21 protein-coding genes and 1 pseudogene are annotated in these 23,932 nt (G+C 63.4%); 6 read left to right on the top strand and 16 right to left on the bottom strand.

Going from position 1 to position 23,932, the window contains the following annotated elements:
• Positions 1-53 precede the first annotated feature (53 nt).
• From FIU93_RS30645 to FIU93_RS30570, 16 genes and pseudogenes are all read right to left on the bottom strand, one after another.
• A complete protein-coding gene (locus tag FIU93_RS30645; protein ID WP_152508043.1) occupies positions 54-932 on the bottom strand; it encodes a ribokinase in 879 nt (292 codons plus the stop codon).
• Between the two features lie 6 nt (positions 933-938).
• Positions 939-1,811: a MurR/RpiR family transcriptional regulator gene (locus tag FIU93_RS30640; protein WP_152508042.1), complete on the bottom strand. Its 873-nt coding sequence runs from the start codon at positions 1,809-1,811 to the stop codon at positions 939-941.
• A complete protein-coding gene (locus FIU93_RS30635; protein WP_152508041.1) occupies positions 1,808-2,782 on the bottom strand; it encodes an ABC transporter permease in 975 nt (324 codons plus the stop codon). Before FIU93_RS30635 ends, FIU93_RS30640 begins: the two co-directional genes overlap by 4 nt.
• Before the next feature lie 5 nt (positions 2,783-2,787).
• A complete protein-coding gene (locus FIU93_RS30630; RefSeq protein WP_152508040.1) occupies positions 2,788-4,308 on the bottom strand; it encodes a sugar ABC transporter ATP-binding protein in 1,521 nt (506 codons plus the stop codon).
• A gap of 68 nt (positions 4,309-4,376) precedes the next feature.
• Positions 4,377-5,423 carry a substrate-binding domain-containing protein gene (locus tag FIU93_RS30625; RefSeq protein ID WP_152508039.1) on the bottom strand — a complete coding sequence of 349 codons (1,047 nt, stop codon included), beginning with the start codon at positions 5,421-5,423 and terminating at the stop codon, positions 4,377-4,379.
• A gap of 30 nt (positions 5,424-5,453) precedes the next feature.
• Positions 5,454-6,443 (bottom strand): TIM barrel protein, encoded by a 990-nt coding sequence (locus FIU93_RS30620; protein WP_152508038.1) that lies wholly within the window; start codon positions 6,441-6,443, stop codon positions 5,454-5,456.
• A 101-nt stretch (positions 6,444-6,544) separates the two neighbouring features.
• Positions 6,545-7,057 (bottom strand): annotated as a pseudogene (locus FIU93_RS30615) (NADPH-dependent FMN reductase).
• A complete protein-coding gene (locus FIU93_RS30610; protein WP_050474501.1) occupies positions 7,015-7,653 on the bottom strand; it encodes a CDGSH iron-sulfur domain-containing protein in 639 nt (212 codons plus the stop codon). Before FIU93_RS30610 ends, FIU93_RS30615 begins: the two are co-directional and overlap by 43 nt.
• Before the next feature lie 109 nt (positions 7,654-7,762).
• Complete coding sequence (pcaF, locus tag FIU93_RS30605) at positions 7,763-8,962, bottom strand: 3-oxoadipyl-CoA thiolase (RefSeq protein ID WP_050474500.1); 1,200 nt, start codon at positions 8,960-8,962, stop codon at positions 7,763-7,765.
• Between the two features lie 24 nt (positions 8,963-8,986).
• Positions 8,987-9,913 carry an FAD-binding protein gene (locus FIU93_RS30600; protein WP_152508037.1) on the bottom strand — a complete coding sequence of 309 codons (927 nt, stop codon included), beginning with the start codon at positions 9,911-9,913 and terminating at the stop codon, positions 8,987-8,989.
• Position 9,914: 1 nt separating this feature from the next.
• Positions 9,915-10,676: an electron transfer flavoprotein subunit beta/FixA family protein gene (locus FIU93_RS30595; protein ID WP_050474498.1), complete on the bottom strand. Its 762-nt coding sequence runs from the start codon at positions 10,674-10,676 to the stop codon at positions 9,915-9,917.
• 68 nt (positions 10,677-10,744) lie between these two features.
• Positions 10,745-11,500 (bottom strand): glucose 1-dehydrogenase, encoded by a 756-nt coding sequence (locus tag FIU93_RS30590; protein ID WP_050474497.1) that lies wholly within the window; start codon positions 11,498-11,500, stop codon positions 10,745-10,747.
• Positions 11,501-11,592: 92 nt separating this feature from the next.
• Positions 11,593-13,230 (bottom strand): NAD(P)/FAD-dependent oxidoreductase, encoded by a 1,638-nt coding sequence (locus FIU93_RS30585; RefSeq protein WP_050474496.1) that lies wholly within the window; start codon positions 13,228-13,230, stop codon positions 11,593-11,595.
• Between the two features lie 117 nt (positions 13,231-13,347).
• Positions 13,348-14,250: an alpha/beta hydrolase gene (locus tag FIU93_RS30580; RefSeq protein WP_050474495.1), complete on the bottom strand. Its 903-nt coding sequence runs from the start codon at positions 14,248-14,250 to the stop codon at positions 13,348-13,350.
• Between the two features lie 192 nt (positions 14,251-14,442).
• Positions 14,443-16,518, bottom strand: coding sequence for an FAD-dependent oxidoreductase (locus FIU93_RS30575; RefSeq protein ID WP_050474494.1), 2,076 nt, complete (start codon positions 16,516-16,518; stop codon positions 14,443-14,445).
• Between the two features lie 8 nt (positions 16,519-16,526).
• Positions 16,527-18,011 (bottom strand): NAD-dependent succinate-semialdehyde dehydrogenase, encoded by a 1,485-nt coding sequence (locus tag FIU93_RS30570; protein WP_228866873.1) that lies wholly within the window; start codon positions 18,009-18,011, stop codon positions 16,527-16,529.
• Between the two features lie 145 nt (positions 18,012-18,156).
• Between FIU93_RS30570 and FIU93_RS30565 the strand changes: the two genes are divergently transcribed.
• From FIU93_RS30565 to FIU93_RS31830, 6 genes are all read left to right on the top strand, one after another.
• Positions 18,157-18,948, top strand: a complete 792-nt coding sequence (locus FIU93_RS30565) for an IclR family transcriptional regulator (RefSeq protein ID WP_050474493.1) — start codon at positions 18,157-18,159, stop codon at positions 18,946-18,948.
• A gap of 14 nt (positions 18,949-18,962) precedes the next feature.
• Positions 18,963-20,126, top strand: coding sequence for an acyl-CoA dehydrogenase family protein (locus FIU93_RS30560; protein ID WP_050474492.1), 1,164 nt, complete (start codon positions 18,963-18,965; stop codon positions 20,124-20,126).
• 17 nt (positions 20,127-20,143) lie between these two features.
• Complete coding sequence (locus FIU93_RS30555; protein WP_152508055.1) at positions 20,144-21,298, top strand: iron-containing alcohol dehydrogenase; 1,155 nt, start codon at positions 20,144-20,146, stop codon at positions 21,296-21,298.
• A complete protein-coding gene (locus FIU93_RS30550) occupies positions 21,298-22,500 on the top strand; it encodes a CoA transferase (RefSeq protein ID WP_152508036.1) in 1,203 nt (400 codons plus the stop codon). Before FIU93_RS30555 ends, FIU93_RS30550 begins: the two co-directional genes overlap by 1 nt.
• Positions 22,501-22,553: 53 nt before the next feature.
• Positions 22,554-23,435, top strand: coding sequence for an AraC family transcriptional regulator (locus tag FIU93_RS30545; protein ID WP_209171763.1), 882 nt, complete (start codon positions 22,554-22,556; stop codon positions 23,433-23,435).
• Between the two features lie 307 nt (positions 23,436-23,742).
• The gene (locus tag FIU93_RS31830) at positions 23,743-23,892 is read left to right on the top strand and encodes a hypothetical protein (RefSeq protein ID WP_208982774.1); all 150 of its coding nucleotides are present in this window, start codon (positions 23,743-23,745) and stop codon (positions 23,890-23,892) included.
• Positions 23,893-23,932 lie beyond the last annotated feature (40 nt).

The following is a 23,932-nucleotide window of genomic DNA, read 5'->3' as shown; positions in this document are numbered from 1 at the left end:
CAGCCGTAGAAAGCGCCGTATGACACCAATTCTTCAACTTAGTACTCGTTGCACTAGCCGACTCTCAGACTCACTCCGCTGACAAGGGAAGCAGCGGCTTGATTGGCGGCATCAATGGCGACTGTGATCTCCATGCCCCTTGCAAGTTCGGCGGCTAGCACACCCGTAAATTCGTCACCGGCACCATGCGTGCTGACAAGCTCCACTTTAAGCGCGGGCACCGCCAACTCCAGCCCCTCAGCCGTAGCGCAGGCCACACCTTCGCCGCCGGCTGTCACCACGGCAACAGGATAGATTTGGGCCAGAAGGCGGGCCGCACCCAGTGCGCCCTCAAGAGTTTCTACAACCGGACCCCGGGTAAGTTGCTCAGCTTCGACCTGGTTAACGACGATAACGTCCACGAGCCCTATGAGGTCCGTCGAAAGCTCCCGCGCGGGTGCCGCATTGAGTATGACACGGCCTCCTGCCAATCGCGTCGCCCGCGCCGCTGCCACATTTGCCGCATCTGGGATCTCGTTCTGCAGGACGAGGACGCCGCCTTGGGCAAAGAGTTCAGCAGCAGCATCGACATCGACCTGTCCCAAATCAAGATTGCTACCCGACACGATCACCGCGCCGTAGTCACCGTCCTGGTCGAAAATCGCCACACTCATGCCGCTTCCGGCACCTTCGACGACGCGAATGAACCTGCTGTCGACCTGTCCACTTACCTGGTTAGCCACGAGAACGCGTCCGAATTCGTCATCGGCTACGGCGCCGATCATTGCCGTGATAACACCGGTTTTGGCCGCAGCTATTGCCTGATTGCCACCCTTGCCACCGCATTTTGGCAACCAGCGCTCGCCGGCCACGGTCTCGCCCTTGCGTGGACGTCCTGGGCCGTGGACGATAATGTCGTAATGAAGGCTTCCAAAAACGATGACCTGAGACATGCTTCCTTACACAATCTTGTCTTTGCGTTTCGACATGACCGCAGCCATTGTCTTTTGCAGGTTCTTCTCCGCGACACCGTAATTCCTTTGCGCGACGGCAACGAAGAGGGCGTCCAGAATGTTGAGCTGAGCAATGCGAGCGGCGGCATTCTCCCCCATCAGCGGTGAGCCCTGAGCCGTGGAGCAGAGAACGATATCGGCCACCTGCGCCAGCGCGGATGAATTGTAGTTGGTAATCGCAATCGTTCGCGCGCCGTTCTTCCGAGCCAACTGGATTGCCTCGATGACGGCCGTCGTATTGCCGGAATGGGAAAATCCAATAGCGATGTCCTGCGGACCGAGCAGCGCGGCTGACATCAGCATCATATGCGAATCGTCCTGTACGTTGGCACGAATGCCAATGCGCAAGAACTTGTGGGCGACATCGCGGGCAATCTGGGCTGATCCGCCAACACCGTAGAAATCACGCTGCCCAGACTGATTGACCAGATCCGCCGCACGATCGAAGGCGTCCATGTCTATGATCGCGAGCGTCTCTTCGAGTGCGTTGATCGAGGTCCGGAACACCTTTTGGATGATCTCGCGAGAGGTATCCTCGATCGACAGTTCCTGATGCATTTCAGCAGTCGGCAGCTGATTGTACTGTGTGACGGCAGACCTGAAGTCTCGGTAGCCGGAAAAACCGAGCTTCTTGGTGATCTTGACCACCATCGCTTCGGATACCCCCGCTTCTGCCGCGATGTCCTTCAGCGCCGTTTCGTCTGTGAAATTGCGCAGCGCAAACACAGTTTCAACGACCCGCGCCTCCAGGGGCGTGAGATGAGGCATCATCATTCGGATGCGCGGGCCTACCGCCTTCAAGTCATTCAGGGAATTCATCCACGGCCTCTCGTTACGCGATCGATCATCATCGCCACGAGAATTATAAGGCCGGTCGCCAGCAGTTGATAGAAGGCCTGAACGTTCATCAACGTGAGACCATTGCGCATGCTACCGAGAATGATCGCACCAAGAAGCGTACCGACGACACTGCCCTTGCCACCCATCAAGGAGGCGCCGCCGATGGCTGCAGCCGCGATCGCGTCCAGTTCCCAAAGGTTGCCAAGGATAGGTTCGGCAGCACCCAGGCGTCCGATCAGGATCATCGAGGCAAGGGCTGCCAACGCACCGGAGATCACATAGGCCGTGATCTTGGTGATCGCGATCGGCACGCCAGCCACATAAGCGGCCTCTTCATTGCCGCCGACAGCCAGCAGATACTCGCCAAGTGGTGTCTTCTTGAGAAGAACCCAGGCAAGGATTGCCACAACTGCAACCATAAGGACCGAGTTGGGAATGCCGGCGACCGATCCATTAAACAGGGAGCGGAACTCCGGTGGCAGTCCAAAGACCGGATTGCCTCCGGTATAGATCAGGGCAATAGCGCGATAGGTGCTGAGCGTTCCAAGCGTCACGATGAAGGGCTGAAGTCCGATATAGGCAACGAGAACACCGTTGACCAAGCCACAGATGACGCCAATGCCAAGGCCGGCTAGAATAGCGAGCGGGATCGGCGTACCAGAGACCAAAAGGGCTGCCGTAATGACGGCGGCGATGGCAGCCGTAGGGCCGACCGAAAGATCAATGCCTCCGGAGATGATGACCAGCGTCATACCGAGCGCCAGGCAGGCATTGATGCTCGATTGCTGCAGGATGTTGACGAGGTTCCTTTGCGACAGGAAATCGGGAACGAGCAGGCCGAAGATAGCGATGATGATAATCAGTCCGATCAAAGTGCCGGCATCGCGAAGAGACAATGATCCAAGCAGTTTCGACTGTGTTGCGGCCGCATGAAGCGTTGTATCGGACATGACATTCATTCCTGTTGGCTTTGCCGGGCGGGGGCACGAAGTCCCTTGCCGACGGCATGAGAAACAATGGCTTGCTCTGTGAGTTCTTCGCGCTGCAGTTCGGCCACCACCGTCCCCTCGCGCATGACGAGGACCCTGTCGGACACACGCATGACTTCGGGGAGTTCAGATGAAACGACCACCACGGAATGACCTTCGCAGGCGAGTTCCTCGATGAGATTGTAGATTTCGGACTTGGCACCGACATCGATGCCACGTGTCGGCTCGTCGAACAGCAAAATCTTGGATCCCGCGGCCAGCCACCGGGCAATGATTGCCTTCTGCTGATTGCCACCACTGAACAGGCGAATTGGTCGATCGAGCAGAAACGGGCGAAGGTTGACGCGGGTCAACAATTCGGCCGCTGTACGCCTCAAGGCCCCATGCCGGATGATGCCAGCGGGCGCGAAACGTTTCATCGATGGCAGCGCGACATTGTTGGTAACCGAACGGCCGGGAATTATGCCTTCACGCTTGCGTTCCTCAGGCAGAAGGCCAATACCCGCCGCAATGGCAGCACGCGGATTGGAAAGTGTCAGGGTCGACCCGTCGATCTGGATGGTTCCGCCAGTCGCCCTATCGGCACCCGCGATGAGACGAAGCAGTTCCGTGCGGCCAGAACCAACCAAACCGGCAATGCCGAGCACTTCCCCCTTGTGTAGGTCAAAGGAAACATCCCGGACCTTGGCAGAGGAGAGATTGCGCGCTTCGATACGGACATCCCGGGTCGCGTGGGACACATGCTCTTCTGCCTGCAGTTCCCTGCCGACCATCATCGAGATGACGTCGGCCGGCTCAGTCTGCTTGAGGTCAACGACACCAACCAGCCGGCCGTCCCGCATCACGCTTGCGCGCTCGCAGATTCCGAATACCTCGTCCATCTTGTGGGAAACATAGATGATTGTTACGCCGCTCGCGGCTAACCGCTTGATGACCTCCGCAAGGCTCTCAAATTCGCTCGGCGTGAGGCTTGAAGTTGGCTCGTCCATGGCAATAATCTTGGCCTTGTCGAGCAAAGCGCGGGCGATTTCGACCACCTGCCGCTGCGCCACTTTCAGTGACGATATCGGCGCTGCGGGATCAATCGAAGCATCGATCATCGCTAGCGCTTCGGCAGCCCGCCTTTCCTGCTCGCGCCGGTTTACCAAGAGCCCACCTGCCCAGGTAATCGGGTGCCCTAGGAACATGTTCTGGGCGACGGTCAGGTGCGGCACTTGCTGCAGTTCCTGGTGAATCATCGCAACACCGGCAAGGCGAGCGCTCTCAGGTGTCCTGAAGGCCTGAGCCACGCCATCGATCAAAAGCTGCCCGCTTGTCGGCTTGAAGACCCCGGACAAGATACGCAGCAGGGTCGACTTACCTGCCCCGTTTTCACCAAGCAGTGCATGGATTTCGCCGGGTGCAATCTGAAAGGAGACATCGGACAGGGCACGTACGCTCGGAAACACCTTCGTCATGCCTTCGAAAGCTAGTCTGGCAGTGGTCATGATCTCTGTGCCCTTCGTGAGGATCGGCGGCCGGTCCAGAGCGGACCGACCACCTGCCTTGGGAGGCCTTACTTGCCGGCAGCCTTCATCAGCACGGCACGAAGATCGACGCCTTCGCCCTGGAACTCGGCGACATTGTCCTTGGTGATCAGCGCCTGGGGTGTTGCGACGACACGCGGCAGATCCTGGCCGGCGACGAGACGCAGAGCGACTTCCATACCAACTTCACCGGTCAGAACCGGGAAGCTGTCGACGGTGCCAGTCAGCTCACCTGCTTTGATCGAGGCATAGGCATCGGAAATACCGTCTGTGCCGAAAACGGCAACCTTTTCAAGCAGGCCGGCGGCCTTTACCGCTTCGACGATGCCAAGCGCCATGCCATCATTGTTAGCATAGAAGCCAACGAGATCCGGATGCTGCTGCAGGATGTTGGTTGCCGCATCATAGGACATCTGGCGATCCCAGTTGCCGGGCACGCTGGCCACGACCTGGAACTTGCCGGATTCTTCAATTGTCTTTCTGAAGCCATCGGTCCGCTGCACGGCCGCATAGACACCGGCCTGTCCTTCAACAATGGCAACCTTGCCACCTTCCGGGCGATTATCGATGAACCACTTGGCGACGCGCACGCCATTGTCGCGCTGAACGTTTCCGACATAGTGCTCGGCTTGCGGGATAACGGCGTCGTTTACATTGACGACCGGCACGCCGGCAGCCTTGGCCTGCTCCATGATCGGCTGCAGGTTGGCGTCGGTCTGCGGCGACAGGAGAAGAACGTTATAGCCCTGCGTGACCATGCCTTCGGCAATCGTCAGCTGGCCCAGCTGGTCTCCCTCGCTTTGCGCGGCCTGATAGACACTCTCGACGCCGACCCTATCGGCAAAGGCCTTGTAGCCCTCGCCGAGCGAACGCCAGTATTCGTTCGTCAGGGTCTTGGAAACGCCACCGGCTTTGGTACCGGCGGGGATTGCCGGAAATGCGCCGAACTTTGCTTCCAGTTCAGACCAGTCCATCCGATCTGGCTCAGAGTCAGAATTGAGCGGGGCAAGATCTTGAGCAAAGGCTGCGCCGGCCCAGAGGCTCGCCGCCACGGCAAGCGTCAAAAGTCTATTCATCGGTTCCTCCCGAGTTTCATGATAATGGCGTTACGTGTTGGCCCCGAGCATCAGCTCCTGCAAAATGGCCTGGGCCGCCACGGCATCCTGGCGGTCAATCGCACCAGTGAGGCGATTGTCCTGCTCGAGGCGATCAACGACATTCAGCATCCGCTTGACGGTCGCGATGTTCACCTCGCATTCGTGAACCGGATCAAGTCCGGTCATGTCTGGGAATGTGTCGAAATAGATGGCACCGTCGTAGCCATCACGACGGATCTGCCGCAGCAGTTCAATTGTCTGGACCGTGTGTACGGCGCCAACCATGAGACCATCGTCCCGCTTGGCATAACCATCGTTCAGATGGACGCCGAGAAGCTTGCTGTGTCTGGCAATCAGGGCTGCAGCAAAGGCCGGTTGCTCGTCGGCATAAAGAACATGGGCAAAGTCGAGCGTGACACCAAGATTGTCTGCACCAACATCGCGGATCGCCAGCAGCGTCGTTGCCGCATCAGGCATCAGGCTGTAGGATCGCGGCTCGTTCGGCTTATACTCGATGCTGATCATGCAATCGGGATCATGCTCACAAACTTCACGAATTCCATCAATTTCGTGTTGCCACAAGCGGGCGTAGTCCGCCTGGAACGCGTAGTCGAAACCGTCTTGGCCGAGCCACAGCGTCATGAGGCTTGAACCCACCTCGCGGGCAGCGTCGATCCCCTTCTTGGTAAGATCGATTGCCTCCCGCCGGACAGCAGCGTCAGGATGGGTGAACGCCCCGAGCTTGAATGCCGGGTTGGTGTAATAGCGCATGGCAAAGCCGTTAATCGCAAGCCCGAGATCGCCTAGCTTCTTTGCCAACTCGCGCGGATCTTCGCCAAGATGATCGGGAAAATTGAGATCAAGGTCAGTCAGGCCCTGAACGCGCGCGGCGCGCTCGGCCATCTGCAAGACGCTGGGTTTGCCTTTGATACCCGGCCACGCAATGTGCGCTGCGGAAGCGAAGGAGTTCAGGCGAGTGGCGAAACGGGGCTCGGTCAAGATCAATATTCCCAAAAGTTATCTGCCTCAACTTCACGATTTATCTTCAATTTGTAAAGTTAGAAAGTGTTGTGCGTCGCAGCGTTCCCGCCCCCGAAATGCTACGTGGTGCGAGGACAGTCAGTCGGAACCCGCTCGACGAAGTTGCTGAAGTCGCTCAAATAATTGCGCAGGAACGTCTCGGTCGATCCAACGCTGACATTGCCATCGTCGGAAATCAGGTCCGGCGTGAACTGGATATAGGCTTCGATCGCATTCATCATCGGGGAGTTGCAGAAGCTAAGGATGCTCTTCAGGTACTGCTGTCCAACGGCAGTGCCGATAGCCCCAGGCGAGGTTCCGATGATGCCCAATGGCTTACGGTTTAACGAGTTCTGTCCTCGGGGGCGGCTCGTCCAGTCGATGGCGTTCCGCAGCCCACCCGGGATCGAGAGGTTCTATTCCGGTGTAACGAAAGGAACCGCGTCCACGTCCGCAACGGCCGCCTTGAAATCCTGGGCGACTGCCGGGTGGTTGCCCTTGGCTGCAGAAGCCGAACGCGAAGCAAGACGCCCGGCCGCGCCTTCGCCCGCTACTCCGCCACGAAGCCAGCCGCCTTGTGGCTGCCATCGCAATACGGCTTGTTCTGCGACGCGCCGCAACGGCAGAAAAAGGCCTGACGCACTTTGTTGACCGTCCGGCCCGTGCCGCTGACGACCTCCAGGTTGCCGGTGGTCTTCAACGGCCCGTTCGGTTGCGGCAGCAGATCGACGGGCCCGTCGCGCGCCTCCAGCGTTGGGGTGTCCTTTGCCGCCGGTTCGCCCGTCGCTGCGAATCCGGCAGCGGTATGCGAGCCGTCGCAGAAGGGCTTGGTCTGCGATTGGCCGCAGCGGCAGAGGGTGGCCCGCACCCGGCCCAGCGGTTCTCCGCGCAACCGCAGGTCCGCCTCGATCGCCAGGGGGCCGTTTTCCCGCACCCGAACCGTGTTCACCACTGGCGACTGTTCCGTGGTCTGCGCGCCGTCATTGCGGCTGACGCTGATCGCTCCCGACGGACAGGTGAGGCCGATCAGCATGACCGTCTCGACGGACGCGGCATCGGGGTAGATCCACTCACCCTTCACATTCGGCACAAAGACCTCGGGATGGCTCAGAACGCAGTTGCGCGAGTGGACGCACAACGACGCGTCGAACCGGATAGTGACCTCCTTGCCCCTGACAATCTCGACCATGTGCAGTCTCCCCAATCAGCGAAAATCGCATGACCAGCACCCGGCAAGGCTGCGCCTCTGCACTCCGGCTCGTCAAGGATTCGAAAGGACAGAGCAGATATAGGGACACTCACACCCGTTCCAGCGCGATGGCGATGCCCTGCCCCACGCCGATGCACATGGTAGAGAGTGAGCGCCTGCCGTGGGTGTGGCGCAATTCCAGCGCCGCCGTGCCGGTGATCCTCGCACCCGACATGCCCAAAGGATGACCCAACGCAATCGCCCCGCCGTTGCGGTTCACCCGAGTATCGTCGTCGGCGATCCCGAGCTGGCGCAGCGTGGCCACGCCTTGCGCGGCGAAGGCCTCGTTCAGTTCGATCACGTCGAAATCGGCCTGCGTCAGACCGAGCCTCGCCATCAGCTTCTGGCTCGCGGGCGCCGGGCCGATGCCCATGATGCGCGGCGGCACGCCCGCGGTCGCCCCGCCGAGGATGCGGGCGATCGGCGTCAGCCCATGCACGCGCGCAGCTGCCGCCGAGGCGAGGATCAGCGCTGCCGCGCCATCGTTGACGCCCGAGGCATTGCCCGCCGTGACCGAGCCGTTCGGGAACAGGGGCTTCAGCTTGCCCAGCGAGTCGAGGGTCGTGGCGCGGGGGTGTTCGTCGCGGTCCACCACCAGCGCCTCGCCCTTGCGCTGCGGGATCGTCACCGGGGTGATCTCTTGCGCGAGGCGCCCGTTGGCTTGCGCGGCCGACGCCTTGGCCTGGCTGGCCAGCGCCATCGCGTCCTGCGCCTCGCGGCTGATGCCGTAGTCATCCGCCACGTTCTGCCCGGTCTGCGGCATCGAATCCGTGCCCCAGGCCGCATGCATCGCCGGATTGATCAGCCGCCAGCCGATGGTGGTGTCGCAGATCTCGGCGTTGCGGGAAAAGGCGCTGTCGGCCTTGGGCATCACGAAGGGGGCGCGGCTCATGCTTTCGACACCGCCCGCGATGACCAGCTGCGCCTCGCCGGCGGCGATCTGGCGGGCCGAGGTCAGCACCGCGTCCATCCCCGAGCCACAAAGCCGGTTGATCGTGGTCCCCGTCACTCCGACCGGCAAACCTGCCAGCAACAGCGACATGCGCGCCACGTTACGGTTGTCCTCGCCCGCCTGATTAGCGCAGCCGAAGATCACGTCATCCACCGCTTCCCAATCCACGCCGGCGTTGCGGTCCATCAGCGCGCGGAGCGGAATGGCCCCCAGATCGTCGGGGCGCACCGACGACAGTGCCCCGCCATACCGGCCGATCGGCGTGCGGATGTAGTCGCAGATGAAGACGTCGGTCATATTGATGCTCCAAATGTAGCAGGCTTACAGCTTCTCGATCAACTCCGGGATGGCCGTGAAGAGGTCGGCGACCAAGCCATAGTCGGCGACCCGGAAGATCGGAGCCTCTTCGTCCTTGTTGATGGCGACGATGACCTTGCTGTCCTTCATCCCCGCAAGATGCTGGATCGCACCCGAGATGCCGACCGCGACATAAAGGTCCGGCGCCACGACCTTGCCGGTCTGGCCGACCTGCCAGTCGTTCGGCGCGTAGCCACTGTCCACCGCCGCCCGGGACGCCCCGACAGCGGCATTCAGCTTGTCCGCCAGCTTCTCGATCAGCGCGAAGTCGGCCTGGCTGCCCACGCCGCGCCCGCCCGAGACCACGATCCCGGCCGAGGTCAGCTCCAGACGGTCGCTGGACGCCACCTTGTCCTCGACCCAGGCCGAGAGACTGCCGTCCACGCTGGCCGAGACCTTCTCGACCGGGGCGTTGCCGCCCTTGCCGACCGCATCGAAGGTCGCGGTGCGGATGGTCATGACCTTCTTCGCATCCGAGGTCCTGACCGTCTGGATCGCGTTCCCGGCATAGATCGGGCGGTCGAAGGTCGAGCCGTCATGCACGGCGAGAACTTCCGAGATCACCATCACGTCGAGCAGCGCGGCCACGCGCGGCAGCACCGACTTCGACAGCGCGCCCGAGGCGGCGACGATGTGCTCGTAGTCGCCCGCCAGCGACACGATCAGCGCGGCGGTGGGTTCAGCCAAGCCATGGGCATAGGCCGCATCCTCGGCCAGAAGCACCTTGGCCACGCCGTCCAGCGTTGCGGCCTCGGCCGCTGCGGCAGTGGCGTCCGGACCGGCGACCAGCACCGTCACCGGACCCAGCGACATCACCGCGGTCAGCGCCTTGGCCACCTGGTCGGTCGCCATTTTGCCATCGACCACATCAGCAAGAAGAAGAACGGCCATCTCAGATCACCCCCGCTTCGTCTTTCAGTTTCTGGATCAGCTCGGCCACGGAAGCCACCTTGACCCCCGCCTTGCGGCCCGCCGGTTCAACGGTCTTGACCACCGTCAGGCGGGGCGAGACGTCCACGCCATAGTCGGCGGGCGTCTTGGTGGCCAAGGGCTTGGCCTTGGCCTTCATGATGTTCGGCAAGGACGCATAGCGCGGCTCGTTCAGGCGCAGATCGACGGTGATGATGGTCGGCAGCTTGACCGAAATCGTCTGCAACCCGCCGTCCACCTCGCGCGTCACGCGGGCCGTGTCGCCCTCGATGGCGACCTCGGAGGCGAAGGTCGCCTGGCTCCAGCCCAGCAGGGCGGCCAGCATCTGGCCCGTGGCGTTCATGTCGTTGTCGATCGCCTGCTTGCCGCAGAGGACGAGGCCCGGCGCCTCTTCCTTGACGACCGCAGCCAGCAGCTTGGCCACGGCCAGCGGCTCGATATCGGTGTGGACGTCGGCGGCGGCCTCGATCAGGATCGCCCGGTCCGCGCCCATCGCAAGCGCATTGCGCAGCGTCTCTTGCGCCTGCTTGACGCCGATCGAGACGACGACGACCTCCGTCGCGACGCCCTTCTCCTTCAGCCGGATCGCCTCTTCCACCGCGATCTCGTCGAAGGGGTTCATCGACATCTTGACGTTCGCAAGGTCAACCCCCGACCCGTCCGCCTTGACCCGAACCTTCACGTTGTAGTCGATCACCCGCTTGACCGGGACCAATACCTTCATGGGAGGGCTTCCTTTCTCAAATCCCCTGTCCGCCCGGTCGAGCCGGGCGGACAGGGCAGGCTTTGGGGTCAGTTTGCGGTATAGCCGCCGTCGACGACGATCTCGGCACCATGGACGAACGAGGCTTCGTCGGACGCAAGGAAGAGCACCGCGTTCGACACTTCCTCGGGCTTGCTCGGGCGCTTGAGCAGCGTCGATCCCAGGATCGCCTGCCGCGTGGCCGGATCGGCGTGCAGCAGGTCCTTGGTCATCGGCGTGTCGATGACGCCGGGGTGGATCGAGTTCACCCGGATCCCGGTATCCGCCAGATCGACGGCGCAGGATTTCGTCAGCATCCGCACAGCACCCTTGGAGCCGATATAGGCCCCCGCCATCGCCGCACCGACGATGCCGTAGATCGACGAGATGTTGACGATCGACGCCTTGCCCGCTTCCTTCATCAGCGGCACGGCGGCCCGGATGCCCAGATAGACGCCCTTCACGTTGACGTTCATCGTCAGGTCGAATTCCTCGGGCGTGGTTTCGTGCAGGGGCTTCAGGATCAGCACGCCCGCGTTGTTGACAAGAATGTCGAGCCGCCCGGCCTTGGCGCGCACGGTGGCAATGGCGTTGGCCCAGTCGGCTGCGCTTGCCACGTCATGCCTGATGAAGTCGGCCTTGCCGCCAGCGGCCACGATGCCTTTGGCAACCCCCTCACCCGCCGCCACGTCGCGGTCGGTGACGAAGACATGCGCGCCTTCGCGCGCCAGAAGTTCGGAGTGGGACTTGCCCATCCCCATTGCAGCACCCGTCACGAGGGCGACTTTTCCAGATACACGTCCCACAGACTCTCTCCCTTTTTTTGCTGTGTGGTTTTCTTGGCGCACAGCGATGGGCCGGGCAGAATCCTGCCCGGCCCGCCGTGTGTTCCGCTGCGTCAGGCGCTTGCCATCTCGCGGTCGAAGATCATGGTCTGATAACCACTGTCCTTCACCGCATTGATCGCATTGCGGTAATTGCCGATGCCCGCCATGTAGAACATCACCGCGTTCTTCTTGCCGGGGATGTTCGCACCGAAGATCCAGCTTTCGGCTTTCGGGAACAGGGTCATGTCGGCGATCGTCCGGCAGAGCGTGACCCATTCGTCGCGGGCGGCCTCGGTCGGCTCGATGCAGCACAGACCCTTGGCTTCCATCATCTCGATGGTGTCGGCGATCCACTCGACCTGCGTTTCGATGCTCGGCGGCAGGTTGGTGAAGGGGCCGTTCGGGCCAAGGATCATGAAGAGGTTCGGGAAGTCCGTCTCCATCATGCCAAGGTAACCGAGCGGGCCGTCCTTCCACTTGTCCCGCATGGTCACGCCCCCGCGGCCGCGCATGTCCATCTTGACGTAGTTGCCGTCCACCGCGTCGAATCCGGTGGCGAAGATCACCACATCCAGTTCGTGTTCCGCGCCGCTTTCCAGCCGGATGCCGGTCGGGGTGAACTCGGCAATCGGGTCGGCCTTTACATCGGCGAGGGTCACGTTCGGACGGTTGTAGACCTCGTAGTAGTTGTCCCCGCACAAGGGCCGCTTGGCGTAGATGTCGCGCGGCGTCAGCGCCTTTGCGGTTGCGGGATCCTTCACGATTTCCCTGATCTTCTTCTTGATGAAGTCGGCCGCCGCATCGTTTGCGATCTGACTGGTCGCGATGTCGCAGAACGTGCCGAACATGAAGTAGAAACCGCCGCCGCGCTGCCATGCGGCCTCGAACACGCGCTCGCGTTCTTCAGGCGAAGCGGTTTCCGCCGGCACGGTGCTTTCCTGGAAGCCGAAGGCCACAACCGACGATTTGACCTGCTTCCAGATGTCATCGTAGTTGGCCTTTTGCTGGGCGATGGTCGCCTCGTCCTGGGGCGTGTTGCCGATCGGCACGACATACTGGGGCGAGCGCTGGAACACCGTCAGATGCCCGGCAATCGGCGCCGTCGCGGTGATGACCTGAACCCCCGTGGAGCCGGTGCCGATCACACCCACGCGCTTGCCCTTGAGGTCAATCCCCTCAGGCCAGGCGCCGGTGTGCAGCACCTGTCCCTTGAAGCTGTCGATGCCCTTGAACTTCGGTGTGTTCGTTGCGGACAGGAGCCCGAGACCCGTGATCAGATACTTGCAGGTCACTATCTGGCCCTTGTCGGTCGTGACATGCCACAGACCGGTTTCGTCGTTGAAATGGGTCGCTGTAACGCGGGTGTTGAACTGGTAGCTGCGGCGCAGATCGTAGGTGTCCGCGACCTCGTTCATGTAGTCGAGGATTTCGGGCTGCGTCAGATAGCGGGTCTTCCAGCGGCCCTTTTGCAAAAGCTCGCCGCTGAAGGAATAGCGGTAGACGAAGCTTTCGGTATCGGACAGCGCGCCGGGATAGCGGTTCCAGTACCAGGTGCCGCCCACATCGCCCGCACTGTCGAAGGCCTTGACGTTCAGGCCCTGCTCGTTGCGCAGCTTGTAGACGGAATACAGGCCGCCAAAGCCCGCGCCTATCACGACGGCGTCGAAATCGGCGCCCTTGGTCTTGGTGGTTTCCAGAGATTTGGTCATGCTACTCCTCCCAGAGCATGACACCGCCGCCCCGCGAACCGCGGGTGAGGTGCCGGTTGACTGTTATGAAAGGTGGGGGGGTGCCCCGCGCCGTCGGGCGGCGCCGGGGCGGGGGGATCAGAGCGCGCGATACCAAGCGGCGATGCGCGCCAGTTCCTGATCGGCCTCGGGGGCACGGCCCGCCAGGGCCGGGAAGACGTGCTGCATGCCGGGAACCACCGAAAGTGTCACCTTCACGCCCTGAGCCTTCGCCTTGGCAGCGAGGGTTTCCGAGTCACTTTGCAGCGTCTCGGCGCCACCGCAGTTGATGTAGAGCGGCGGGAAGCCAGTGAAGTCGTTTTCCAGCGGATTGGCGAGCGGGTTGAGCGGATCAGTGGCGCCGCCGAGGAACATGCCGGCCATCGCCTCAAGGATCGGCTTGCCGACCAGCGCATCGGTCGCCGCATTGGTTTCCAGCGTCTTGCCGCGCAGCGCCATGTCCAGCCACGGCGAATAGGCAATCACGGCCCCCGGCAGGGGCAGGCCAAGGTCGCGGAACTTCAGCACCGAGGCGATGGCGAGGTTACCCCCGGCGCTGTCGCCTGCCGTCAGGATGTTCTTCGCCTCAAATCCCTTGGCCAGCAGCGCCTTGTAGGCGGCAACCGCGTCCTCGATCTGGGCGGGGAAGGGATGTTCCGGCGCACGGCGGTAGTGCAGAATGCAGGCGGTCACGCCCAGCGCCTTGGCAAGATGGCCCGCCATCTTGCGGTGGCTGTCGGCCGAACCGACGGCAAAGCCGCCGCCATGGGTGTAGACGATCACGCGCTTGGTGTCGGCACCCACGGGGAACGCCCAGATCGCCTCGACCCCGCCGACGTGGTCGCTCTTATAGGTGACGTTCTCCGGTTCCAGCGCGGGCTGGCCCCATTCATCGAACATGCTGCGCAGGTTTGCGATCGTCAGGTTGGGGTTCGCGACCATCTGGTCGGTCCAGCTCTGATAGAGCGCACGCAGTGTATCGGCTTCTTTGCTGATTGCCATTTCATCCTCCAAAGGTGGCGTTCCGGTCCGTTCCCCCTGCGTCCGATCCTCCATCGGCGCGGGGTTCGCGGCATGATCCTGATCTTTTGACGCTACACGTCGTGGCGTGGTCAGTATTGAACGTGCTTGCTTGCCGTGTTGCATCTTCTTGCTGTTTTGCGCCCTTCTGCAGTCACACGCGGGGCAAAGTTCTCAGCCGCGGCCATCGGCGGCGTTCAGGCTGTCCAGGGTCAGACCCTGTGCCGCAAGCCGCGCCAGCAGCGGCGGCACCGACCAGCCATGCGGATCGGCTGCGGCCAGCGCCCCATAGCGCGCCACCAGGGCGCTCACCCCAAGGCTGTCGGCATGATGGATCAGCCCGCCGCGCCAGCGCGGAAAGCCGTAGCCATGAACCAGCACAAGGTCGATGTCCTGAGGTCGCTCGGCGATGCCTTCCTCGAGGATCGCGCAGGCCTCGGCGATCATCGCAAGGGTGATCCGTTCGACGATCTCGTCGGCTGTGAAGTTGCGCCGGGCATTGCCCAGTCGGGTCGAGACCTTACGGATTTCCTCCGTTACAAGGGCTGACACGGCGGACTTGCCATCGGGTCCATAGTCATACCACCCCGCGCCGGTCTTGCGGCCAAGCCGCTGGTAATCCTCGACCAGCCGCTCGACCAGGGGCACGTGGCGCGGGTCTGCGGCCGCGTCCTGCCGCCTGAGATTGGCGTAAGCGATGTCAAGACCGGACAGGTCCTGCGCCGCAAAGGGACCCATCGCCATGCCGAAGCCCTGCATCGCGGCATCGACCTGGGCGGGCAGCGCGCCTTCCGCCAGTAGCAGGTTCGCTTCGCGCCGGTAGCGCGTCAGGATACGGTTGCCGATAAACCCGTCGCACACCCCCGACAGGACCGGGATCTTGCCCAAGCGCCGCGCCAGCGCGAAGGCCGCGCCCAGCGTTTCGGGCGCGGTGCGATCCCCCTTCACGATCTCCAGCAGCTTCATCACATGCGCCGGGCTGAAGAAATGCAGGCCGAGAAAGCGCGACGGGTTCAGAAGGTCATCGGCCAGCCGGTTCACGTCAAGGTAGGAGGTGTTGGTGGCCAGGATCGTCTCTGGCGGCAGGGCGGCTTCAAGTTCGGCAAAGATCGCGCGCTTGACCGCGAAATCCTCGAAGGCCGCCTCGATGGCCAGATCGGCGGGCGGCAGGTTGGCATAACCGACAACGGCGGTCAGCCGGTCCAGGATCGCCGCGCCCTCGGAGGCGGAAAGCGTGCCTCGACCGATACCATGGTCAACCAGCTTGCGCAGGTTTCCCTCGGCCCGCCCCGCCGCCGCCGCATCGCGTTCGACGACTGTCACGGAAATGCCCGCGGTCGCCAGCGCATAGGCGATGGAGGCCCCCATGTTGCCGCCGCCAACCACAATGGCAGTCGCGATGTCCCGCGCGGGCTTGGGATAGTCTCGCCCCCTATTGCCCGCCGCCCGTTCGGCAAAGAACACATGCCGCAGCGCCCGCGCCTGCGGCGAGGCGCGCAACTCCAGAAACGCCGCGCGTTCTCGCGCCAGCCCTTCGGCGAGGGGCAGACTGGCCGTTGCCGCAACCAGACTCACCGCGACTGGCGGGGCGATCTGGCCCGGCATCCGCCGCTGCGCCTGCGCCTGCATCGCCGCCACGGCCGCGTCATCGGCCAGCGGCGCGGGCCGCTGGTCCGGCCCCTGCGCCGTGGCAAGGATGGTGCCGTCCAGCGCCAGTGCCGCCGCCACCGGGTCGTCGGCAAGCTGATCGACCAGCCCCACCGACAATGCCTTGCCCGCCGCGATGGGCTTGCCGTTCACGATCATGTCCAGCGCAGCCTTGACCCCGATCAGCCGTGGAAGCCGTTGCGTGCCCCCCGCGCCCGGCACGATGCCCAGAACCACCTCGGGCAATCCCAGCTGCGCGCCGGGTGCGGCGATGCGATAGCGACAGGCCAACGCAATCTCCAGCCCGCCACCAAATGCGGCGCCATTGATCGCGGCAATGGTCGGGATGGGAAGCCGTGAGAGGTGCAAGAGCACGTCGTTCAGGTGCGGTGCAGTCGGAGGCAGACCGAACTCCTTGGCATCCGCCCCGGCGACAAAGGTCGTGCCTGCCCCGGTCACGATCAGCCGGTTCGCGCCCTGCGCTACCGCCGCGTCCATCCCGTGCAGAAGGCCCGCCCGAATTTCGGCACTCAGCAGGTTCAGCGGCGGGTTGTCTATGGTCAGGATGGCGGTGCCACCGCTCAGTGCAAGATCAACAGGCATGTCACACCTCACCGGACCGGCGCAGAATTGCGCGAGATGAACTTGGTCGACAGGTAGCCGTCAAAAGTCTCGGTCCCGCCCTCGCTTCCATAGCCGCTGTCACGCACACCTCCGAACGGCGTTTCCGGCAGTGCAAGACCGAAGTGGTTGATGCTGACCATCCCCGCCTGAAGGCCCGCCGCCGCACGATCGGCGCGGTCCAGCGCGTTGGTGAAGATATAGGAGGCAAGGCCGAAGGGCAGGCCATTGGCGCGCGCCAGTCCGTCCTCGATTTCGCGGAAGGGCGACACGACCGCGACCGGCCCGAAGGGTTCCTCGCGCATCAGGTCGATGCTGTCGTCCGGGGTGTTGACAATTGTGGGCGCGTAGAAGCTGCCGCTGTTGCCGATCCGCGTGCCACCGGTCAGCACCTCGGCGCCGTGTTCGCGCGCATCCGCAACCAGCTTTTCCATCGCCGTGACGCGGCCCGCATGACAAAGCGGCCCCATCTGCGTGCCCTCGGCCAGGCCGTCGCCGACCTTCACGGCCTCGAACGCCGTCACGAGTTCCGACAGGAACCGTTCGTGAATGCCCGCCTGCACGAAGAACCGCGTGGGCGAGATGCAGACCTGCCCGGCATTGCGCAGCTTGTTGCCCGCCAGCGCCCGCGCCGCCGCCCCGGCATCTGCATCATCGAACACCAGCACCGGCGCATGGCCTCCCAGTTCCATGGTTGCCCGCTTCATGTGTTGGCCTGCCAGCGCGGCCAGATGCTTGCCCACCTCGACCGACCCTGTGAAGGTGATCTTGCGCACGACAGGGTGCGCGATCAGCGTTTCCGAGATGAAGGCCGAATTGCCCCAGACAAGGTTCAGGCAGCCCTCGGGCAGACCCGCCTCTTGCAGGAAGCGCGCGATGGCAAGGCAGCCCGCCGGGGCCTCGGCCGGACCTTTCAGGATCATCGTGCAGCCGGACGCCAGCGCCGCCGCCACCTTGCGCACCGCCTGGCTGAGCGGGAAGTTCCAGGGCGTGATCGCCAGGCAAACCCCCACCGGTTCGCGCACCACCAGATGCTGGACCGTCGGATTGCGCGATGGCACGATGCGACCATAGATGCGGCGGCATTCCTCGGCGTGCCAGTCAACGTGGTCGGCAGACGACCGCACCTCGACAAGCGCCTCGGCCAGCGGCTTGCCTTCATCCAGCGTGATCCAGCGGGCGATCATCGCATCGTTCTGCCGCAGAAGATCGGCGAACCGGCGCAGGATTGCGCCACGATCGGTGGGCGCGCGATCCTTCCACGACGCAAAGGCCGATTCGGCGCGGCGCACTGCACGCTCCAGATCCTCGGCCGTGGCCTGTGGGATTCGGCCGATTTCTGCCCCGTTGGCGGGGTTGATGACTGCCCGGTCGCCGGCGGCTGCGGTGGCCAGCCAGTCCTTGCCGATGAGGTGGCGGATCTGCGGGTAATCCAAATCTTTCATGATGTTCACGTCCTCGATTGGCGGCGCCACCCGCTTCTTCCTTGGGGCAAGCGGGACAAGGTGGGCATTACCTGTATTCCGCTATGCGGAAAACTCTTCCGCACTATTGACGCGAACCATAGCTTTGGCTTAGACAGGATTCAAGTCGCAGCATTTGTCCTGGGGAGGGACACTCGTGAGGCCAAGGAAGGACAAACCGGAGGACGACGAACAGGACCGCGATTTCGTGGTGGCTCTCGCTCGTGGCCTTGAACTTCTGCGCGCCTTTCGCCGTGAGGGCGAGGCGCTGGGCAACCGCGATCTGGCCGAGCGCACGGCCCTGAGCAAATCCACCGTGTCGCGGCTGACCTACACGCTGCACAAGCTGGGCTACCTCAGCTACAATCCCGACACCGCCCGCTACCAGCTGGCCCCGCCGGTGCTGTCGCTGGGCTTTTCCTGCCTTGCCGGGATGCCCCTGCGACAACTCGCCAAGCCCTACATGCAGGAACTGGCCGATTACACCGGGATGCCGGTGGCCATGGCCAGCCGCGACCGGCTGTCGATGGTCTATCTGGAACGCTGCAAGGGCACCAATGCGGTGACGCTCGCGATCGAGGTCGGCGCGCATATCAAGCTGGGTACGACCGCCGTCGGCCGCGCCTGCATCGCCGCCCACCCCGAGGACGAGCGCGCCCGGATCATCGACGCCGTGCGCGAGCATGAGGGCGAGAACTGGCCGAACGTCCAGCCCGGCATCGAACAGGCGATCGAGGATTACCAGACCCGCGGCTACTGCACTTCCTTCACCGAATGGAAGCGCGACGTGAACGCGGTGGCGGTGCCGTTCATCCCGCACGACGGCTCGCCCATTGTCGCCTTCAACTGTGGCGGCCCGTCGCAAACCCTGACGCGCGACTTGATCGAAAGCGATGTCGCGCCCCGCCTGATCGACCTTGTCCGCCGCGTGGCGGCCGTAGCCCCCTGACCCCAGAGAACACCATGGCCCTAGATTCCGACACCCTCGCCCAGTTCCTCGACGCGCTCGACCGCTTCGTCAAGGAACGCCTGATCCCGAACGAGGCGCTGGTCGCCGACGAAGACGCGATCCCGCCCGCGCTCGTGCAGGAGATCCGGGACATGGGCCTTTTCGGCATGTCGATCCCGGAGGAATATGGCGGCCTTGGCCTGTCCATGTCCGAAGAAGTGCAGGCCGCCTTCGTGCTGGGCCAGACCTCGCCGGTGTTCCGCTCGCTGGTCGGCACCAACAACGGCATCGGGTCTCAGGGCATCATCATCGACGGCACGCCGGAGCAGAAGGCCAAATACCTGCCTGCGCTGGCCTCGGGCGAGATGATCGCCTCCTTCGCGCTGACCGAACCGGATGCGGGATCGGACGCAGGCAGCTTGCGCACCACCGCCCGCCGCGACGGTGACCATTTCGTGCTGAACGGGACCAAGCGCTACATCACCAACGCGCCGCGCGCCGATGTGTTTACGGTTTTCGCCCGCACCAATTCCGAAACGAAGGGCTCGTCCGGCGTCAGCGCCTTCATCGTCGAGGCCGGAACGCCGGGCCTGTCGCTGGGCCAGCCCGACAAGAAGATGGGACAGAAAGGCTCGCACACCTGCGACGTGATCCTGGAAGATGTCCGCGTTCCCGCCGCCAACATCATCGGCGGACCGGCGCGGGAAAACCAGGGCTTCAAGACCGCGATGAAGGTGCTGGACCGGGGTCGGCTGCACATCTCGGCGGTCTGCGTCGGCGCCGCCGAACGGCTTATCCGCGATGCGCTGGCCTATGCGATGGAACGCAAGCAGTTCGGTGAACCGATTGCTGAAAAGCAGCTGATCCAGGCCATGCTGGCCGACAGCCGCACCGAAGCCTTCGCGGCCCGCTGCATGATCGAGGAAACCGCCCGCCGCAAGGATGTGGGCGCGAACGTGTCCACCGATGCCGCCTGCTGCAAGATGTATGCCTCGGAAATGGTGGGCCGGGTGGCAGACCGGGCGGTGCAGATCCACGGCGGTGCGGGCTACATGGCCGAATACGCGGTCGAACGTTTCTACCGCGATGTGCGCCTGTTCCGCATCTACGAAGGCACCACCCAGATCCAGCAAGTCCTGATCGCGCGGAACATGATCCGCGACGCCGCGGCCGCCTGACCGAACCGGAGCCCATGATGAATTTCAACTTCCTCTGCACCCCCCGGATCGTCTGCCAGAGCGGCGGCCTCGCCCAGATTGGCACCCTGACGAAGGGTCTGTCGGTTGCCCGTGCCTTCGTGATCACCGACCCGGGGATCGTCGCTTGCGGCTTTGCCGCCGAAGCGGTCGCGGCCCTCAACGCCGCAGGCATCGCCGCCGAGATCTTCGACAAGGTGCAGGCCGACCCGCCCATCGCCGTCGTCGAGGCGGCGGTCGAGGCTGCCTGCGCGTTTGGTGCCGATGGAGTGATCGGCCTCGGTGGCGGCAGTTCGCTCGACACCGCAAAGGTCGTAGCCGTCGCTGTGGCCAGCGGCCAGCCGATTGCCGACATGATCGGCGTTGACCGCGTGACTGGAAGGCGTCTGCCGCTGATCCAGGTGCCGACCACGGCTGGAACCGGGTCGGAAGTTACCTGGGTATCGGTGTTGACCTCGGAGAGCCACGAGAAGAAGGCGGTTTATGCTCCGCAGCTTCTGCCCGACATCGCCCTTCTGGATGCCAAGCTCACGCTCGGGATGCCGCGTTCCATCACGGCAGCCACCGCGCTTGATGCGATGGTCCATGCCATCGAGGCCGCGACCAGCCGCACCCGCAAGAACCCGATTTCGGATGGGCTGGCCGACAAGGCGCTGGTCCTTCTGGGCCAGAACCTGCCTCGCGTGCTGGATACCCCCACCGACCTTGCGGCGCGAGAGGCGATGCTCCTGGGCGCGACGCTTGCGGGCATGGCCTTCATCAACGCCAGCGTCGGCGCGATCCACGCGCTGTCCTATCCGCTTGGCACCGGCTTTCACGTCCCCCACGGGCATGCCAACGCGCTGGTGGCAGGCCCCGTCCTGCGCTTCAACCTGCCCGTCGCCGAGGTGGAATACGCCCGCCTGTCGCGTCTCCTTCTGCCCACCCGCCATTTCAACTCCGACGCGGCGGCCGCCCTTGCCCTGATCGACGAGATGGAGCGGATGCTGAAAGCCAGCGGCCTCAAGTCCCGCCTGTCCGAGGTTGGTGTAACCGAGGCCGCCATTCCCGGCATGGCAAACGAGGTCGTGACAGGCATCAGCCGTCTGCTGGACACCAACCCGCGCGACATGTCCGCCGACGACGTGGCAGCCCTCTACCGCGAGGTGCTGTGATGCCCGGCGCGCTTGACGGCATCCGCGTCCTCGACCTCAGCCGGGTGCTGGGCGGCCCCTATTGCACCCAGACGCTGGCCGACCATGGCGCCGAGATCATCAAGGTCGAACCCCCGCAAGGTGACGAGACGCGCGGCTGGGGTCCGCCTTTCAAGGACGGGCTTTCAGCCTATTTCTCCGGCGCCAATCGCAACAAGCGATCCATCGCCATCGACATCGGCAAGCCCGAAGGGCGCAACGTGATCCTGCGCCTGCTGGAAGGCGCCGACGTTCTGGTCCACAACTTCAAGTCCGGTGCCCTGGAAAAATGGGGCCTCGGCTATGATGCGGTGCTCAAGGACCGTTTTCCCCGCCTCATCCTCTGCCACGTCACCGGCTTTGGCGCCGACGGTCCCTTGGGCGGCTTTCCCGGCTATGATGCCGTGGTGCAGGCGATGACCGGCCTGATGAGCATCAACGGCAACCCGGCGAACGGCCCGACGCGGATGGGCACGCCCATCGTGGATATCGGCACCGGGCTCATCGCCTGCAATGCGGTTCTGGCGGCCATCATCGAACGGTACCGCTCCGGGCTGGGCCAAGCCATCGAAGTGCCGCTTTACGACTGCGCCATCAGCATGATGCACCCGCAGGCCGCCAACAGCCTCATGTCGGGCAAGGTCCCGGTTGCCACCGGCAACGGACATCCCAACATCGTGCCCTACGACATGTTCGAAACCCGTACCGGCAAACTCTATCTCGCGGTCGGCAACAATGGCCAATTCGCCAAGCTCTGCGAGGTGCTCGGCCTGTCCGACGTGCCGCGCGACCCCCGCTTTGCCGACAACGCGGCCCGGCTGGCCCACCGCGCCGAGATCACGAAAATCCTGTCCGCGCGCCTTGCGGAAAGCGACGCCCAGGCGCTTGAACCCGTGCTCTTGCGCGCCGGTGTCCCGGCAGGCGTGGTGCGCAACGTGAACGAGGCGCTCGACCACCCGCACACACGGCATCGTGGAATGGTGGTGTCAGTGGGCAGCTACAAGGGCACGGGCGTTCCAGCACGTCTGTCGCGGACCCCAGGAGCAGTTCGCGCCGCCCCGCCACGGTTCGCGCAGCATAGCCGCGCCCTGCTGAAGGAGGCGGGTTTTTCGGAACGGCAGATCGACGATCTGACTCGGTCGGGCGTCGTTCTGGAAGAACAGACGGACACCGTTCAGACATGACACGAAAAGCCGGGCCGCCAACTCGGCCCGACCGCCAATAGAGGGGGAGCCAGATGCAGAAAGCACTCGTGACGCCAGACCGGATCCCCGAGTGGATTCCCGGCACCATCACGATGGACAGTTCCGGTCGGGACTGGAAGGGCATCACGATGAAAGGCTACCACTACGATCGCCAGGACGCCGCCATCCCCGCGATGCGCGATTACATGATCGTAGCCTACGACGGAAATCCGACCACCATGCGCCGAACAAGTGGCGGATCATGGCAAAGCGCGCCCGTTGGCAGGGGCAGGATCTCGCTTTTGACACGGGCAGAGCAATCCACATGGTGCTGGGCAGAATCGATCCAGGTCAGGCATATCTACATCGGTCATGACTGCCTCGAGGCCACGGCGCAGACCGTGTTTGGCCGCGACCCGCAATCCGTCGAGATAGAAGATCAGGTTTCGGCCGACGATCCGGTTCTGCTCAACTGCTTCCAGATGCTTGAAAACGAACTGCGCAACGGTGGCATGGGGCAGCGCCTGATGATCGACGCGCTGCGCAACCAAATTGCGGTGCATCTGCTTCGACGCTATGCCCGGATCCGGCTTGCCGATGATACCGGCTCCGCCTTCAGCCCGGCCCAACGCAAACGCATCATTGACCTCATCGAAGACCAGCTAAGCGAAAACATCAGTCTTGACGATCTAGCAGCTGCCGTCGGCATCAGCCCGTTTCACTTTGCGCGCCAGTTCAAGGCCGACTTCGGGATCGCCCCATACGCCTTTGTAATCCAGAAACGTGTCAGCAAGGCACAGGAGATGCTTCGGCGCGGGCGCATACCGCTGAAGTCGGTCGCGCTCGACTGCGGTTTCTCCGACCAAAGTCATCTTTGCCGGACCTTTCGGAAGATCGTGGGCGTAACACCCGCCCAGTACCAGAACGAAGCATGATTGTCGCCACGGATATCATTTGCAGCGTTGGCGCTTCTGTGAGCGCGAATGAATGCAGATCCCAACAGCCTGAACGACCGTGAGATTGCCGTCAGATTGAGAACACTGTCTGGCGATCCGGGCTTGGGCTTTACGGATCGACAGCAGCTCTGGCCACGTCCCTTGCGCTGCACGCAGCCGTTAACTGCTTCGGCACCGGCTCGCCGACCGTGACCGAGAGATAGACGCAAGCTTCGGCATCACAACGGGTGGTGTCTTGACCCTGTGCATGGCGGCGCCGCCGAGTGGCAGTTCTGTATGGGTCCGTGTGGTCGACGAGGTCTTCGAGCAGGAGATCACCGCCGACCTGCCCGCCGCGACGCAGTTCCTGTCGCCGCGGCTGTTTCTCAACACCGGCGCGACGGCCGCGGCCGTCGCCTACGACTGCGCCGGGGTCTACCTGGAAACCGATTTCTGACGGGCGCCAGGCATTCGGCAGCCAGCGTTGTTCGTGCTCC

The sequence above is a fragment of the Labrenzia sp. THAF35 genome (assembly GCF_009363595.1).
GTDB lineage: Bacteria > Pseudomonadota > Alphaproteobacteria > Rhizobiales > Stappiaceae > Roseibium > Roseibium algicola.
This window is presented reverse-complemented; position numbering and strand designations above follow the sequence as displayed.

Bases quoted from the DNA above. Each gene is read 5' to 3' on its own strand.
- FIU93_RS30645 (WP_152508043.1), bottom strand. From the start codon at position 932: ATGTCTCAGGTCATCGTTTTTGGAAGCCTTCATTACGACATTATCGTC.
- FIU93_RS30640 (WP_152508042.1), bottom strand. From the start codon at position 1,811: ATGAATTCCCTGAATGACTTGAAGGCGGTAGGCCCGCGCATCCGAATG.
- FIU93_RS30635 (WP_152508041.1), bottom strand. From the start codon at position 2,782: ATGTCCGATACAACGCTTCATGCGGCCGCAACACAGTCGAAACTGCTT.
- FIU93_RS30630 (WP_152508040.1), bottom strand. From the start codon at position 4,308: ATGACCACTGCCAGACTAGCTTTCGAAGGCATGACGAAGGTGTTTCCG.
- FIU93_RS30625 (WP_152508039.1), bottom strand. From the start codon at position 5,423: ATGAATAGACTTTTGACGCTTGCCGTGGCGGCGAGCCTCTGGGCCGGC.
- FIU93_RS30610 (WP_050474501.1), bottom strand. From the start codon at position 7,653: ATGGTCGAGATTGTCAGGGGCAAGGAGGTCACTATCCGGTTCGACGCG.
- pcaF (WP_050474500.1), bottom strand. From the start codon at position 8,962: ATGACCGACGTCTTCATCTGCGACTACATCCGCACGCCGATCGGCCGG.
- FIU93_RS30600 (WP_152508037.1), bottom strand. From the start codon at position 9,913: ATGGCCGTTCTTCTTCTTGCTGATGTGGTCGATGGCAAAATGGCGACC.
- FIU93_RS30595 (WP_050474498.1), bottom strand. From the start codon at position 10,676: ATGAAGGTATTGGTCCCGGTCAAGCGGGTGATCGACTACAACGTGAAG.
- FIU93_RS30585 (WP_050474496.1), bottom strand. From the start codon at position 13,230: ATGACCAAATCTCTGGAAACCACCAAGACCAAGGGCGCCGATTTCGAC.
- FIU93_RS30580 (WP_050474495.1), bottom strand. From the start codon at position 14,250: ATGGCAATCAGCAAAGAAGCCGATACACTGCGTGCGCTCTATCAGAGC.
- FIU93_RS30575 (WP_050474494.1), bottom strand. From the start codon at position 16,518: ATGCCTGTTGATCTTGCACTGAGCGGTGGCACCGCCATCCTGACCATA.
- FIU93_RS30560 (WP_050474492.1), top strand. From the start codon at position 18,963: ATGGCCCTAGATTCCGACACCCTCGCCCAGTTCCTCGACGCGCTCGAC.
- FIU93_RS30555 (WP_152508055.1), top strand. From the start codon at position 20,144: ATGAATTTCAACTTCCTCTGCACCCCCCGGATCGTCTGCCAGAGCGGC.
- FIU93_RS30550 (WP_152508036.1), top strand. From the start codon at position 21,298: ATGCCCGGCGCGCTTGACGGCATCCGCGTCCTCGACCTCAGCCGGGTG.
- FIU93_RS30545 (WP_209171763.1), top strand. From the start codon at position 22,554: ATGCAGAAAGCACTCGTGACGCCAGACCGGATCCCCGAGTGGATTCCC.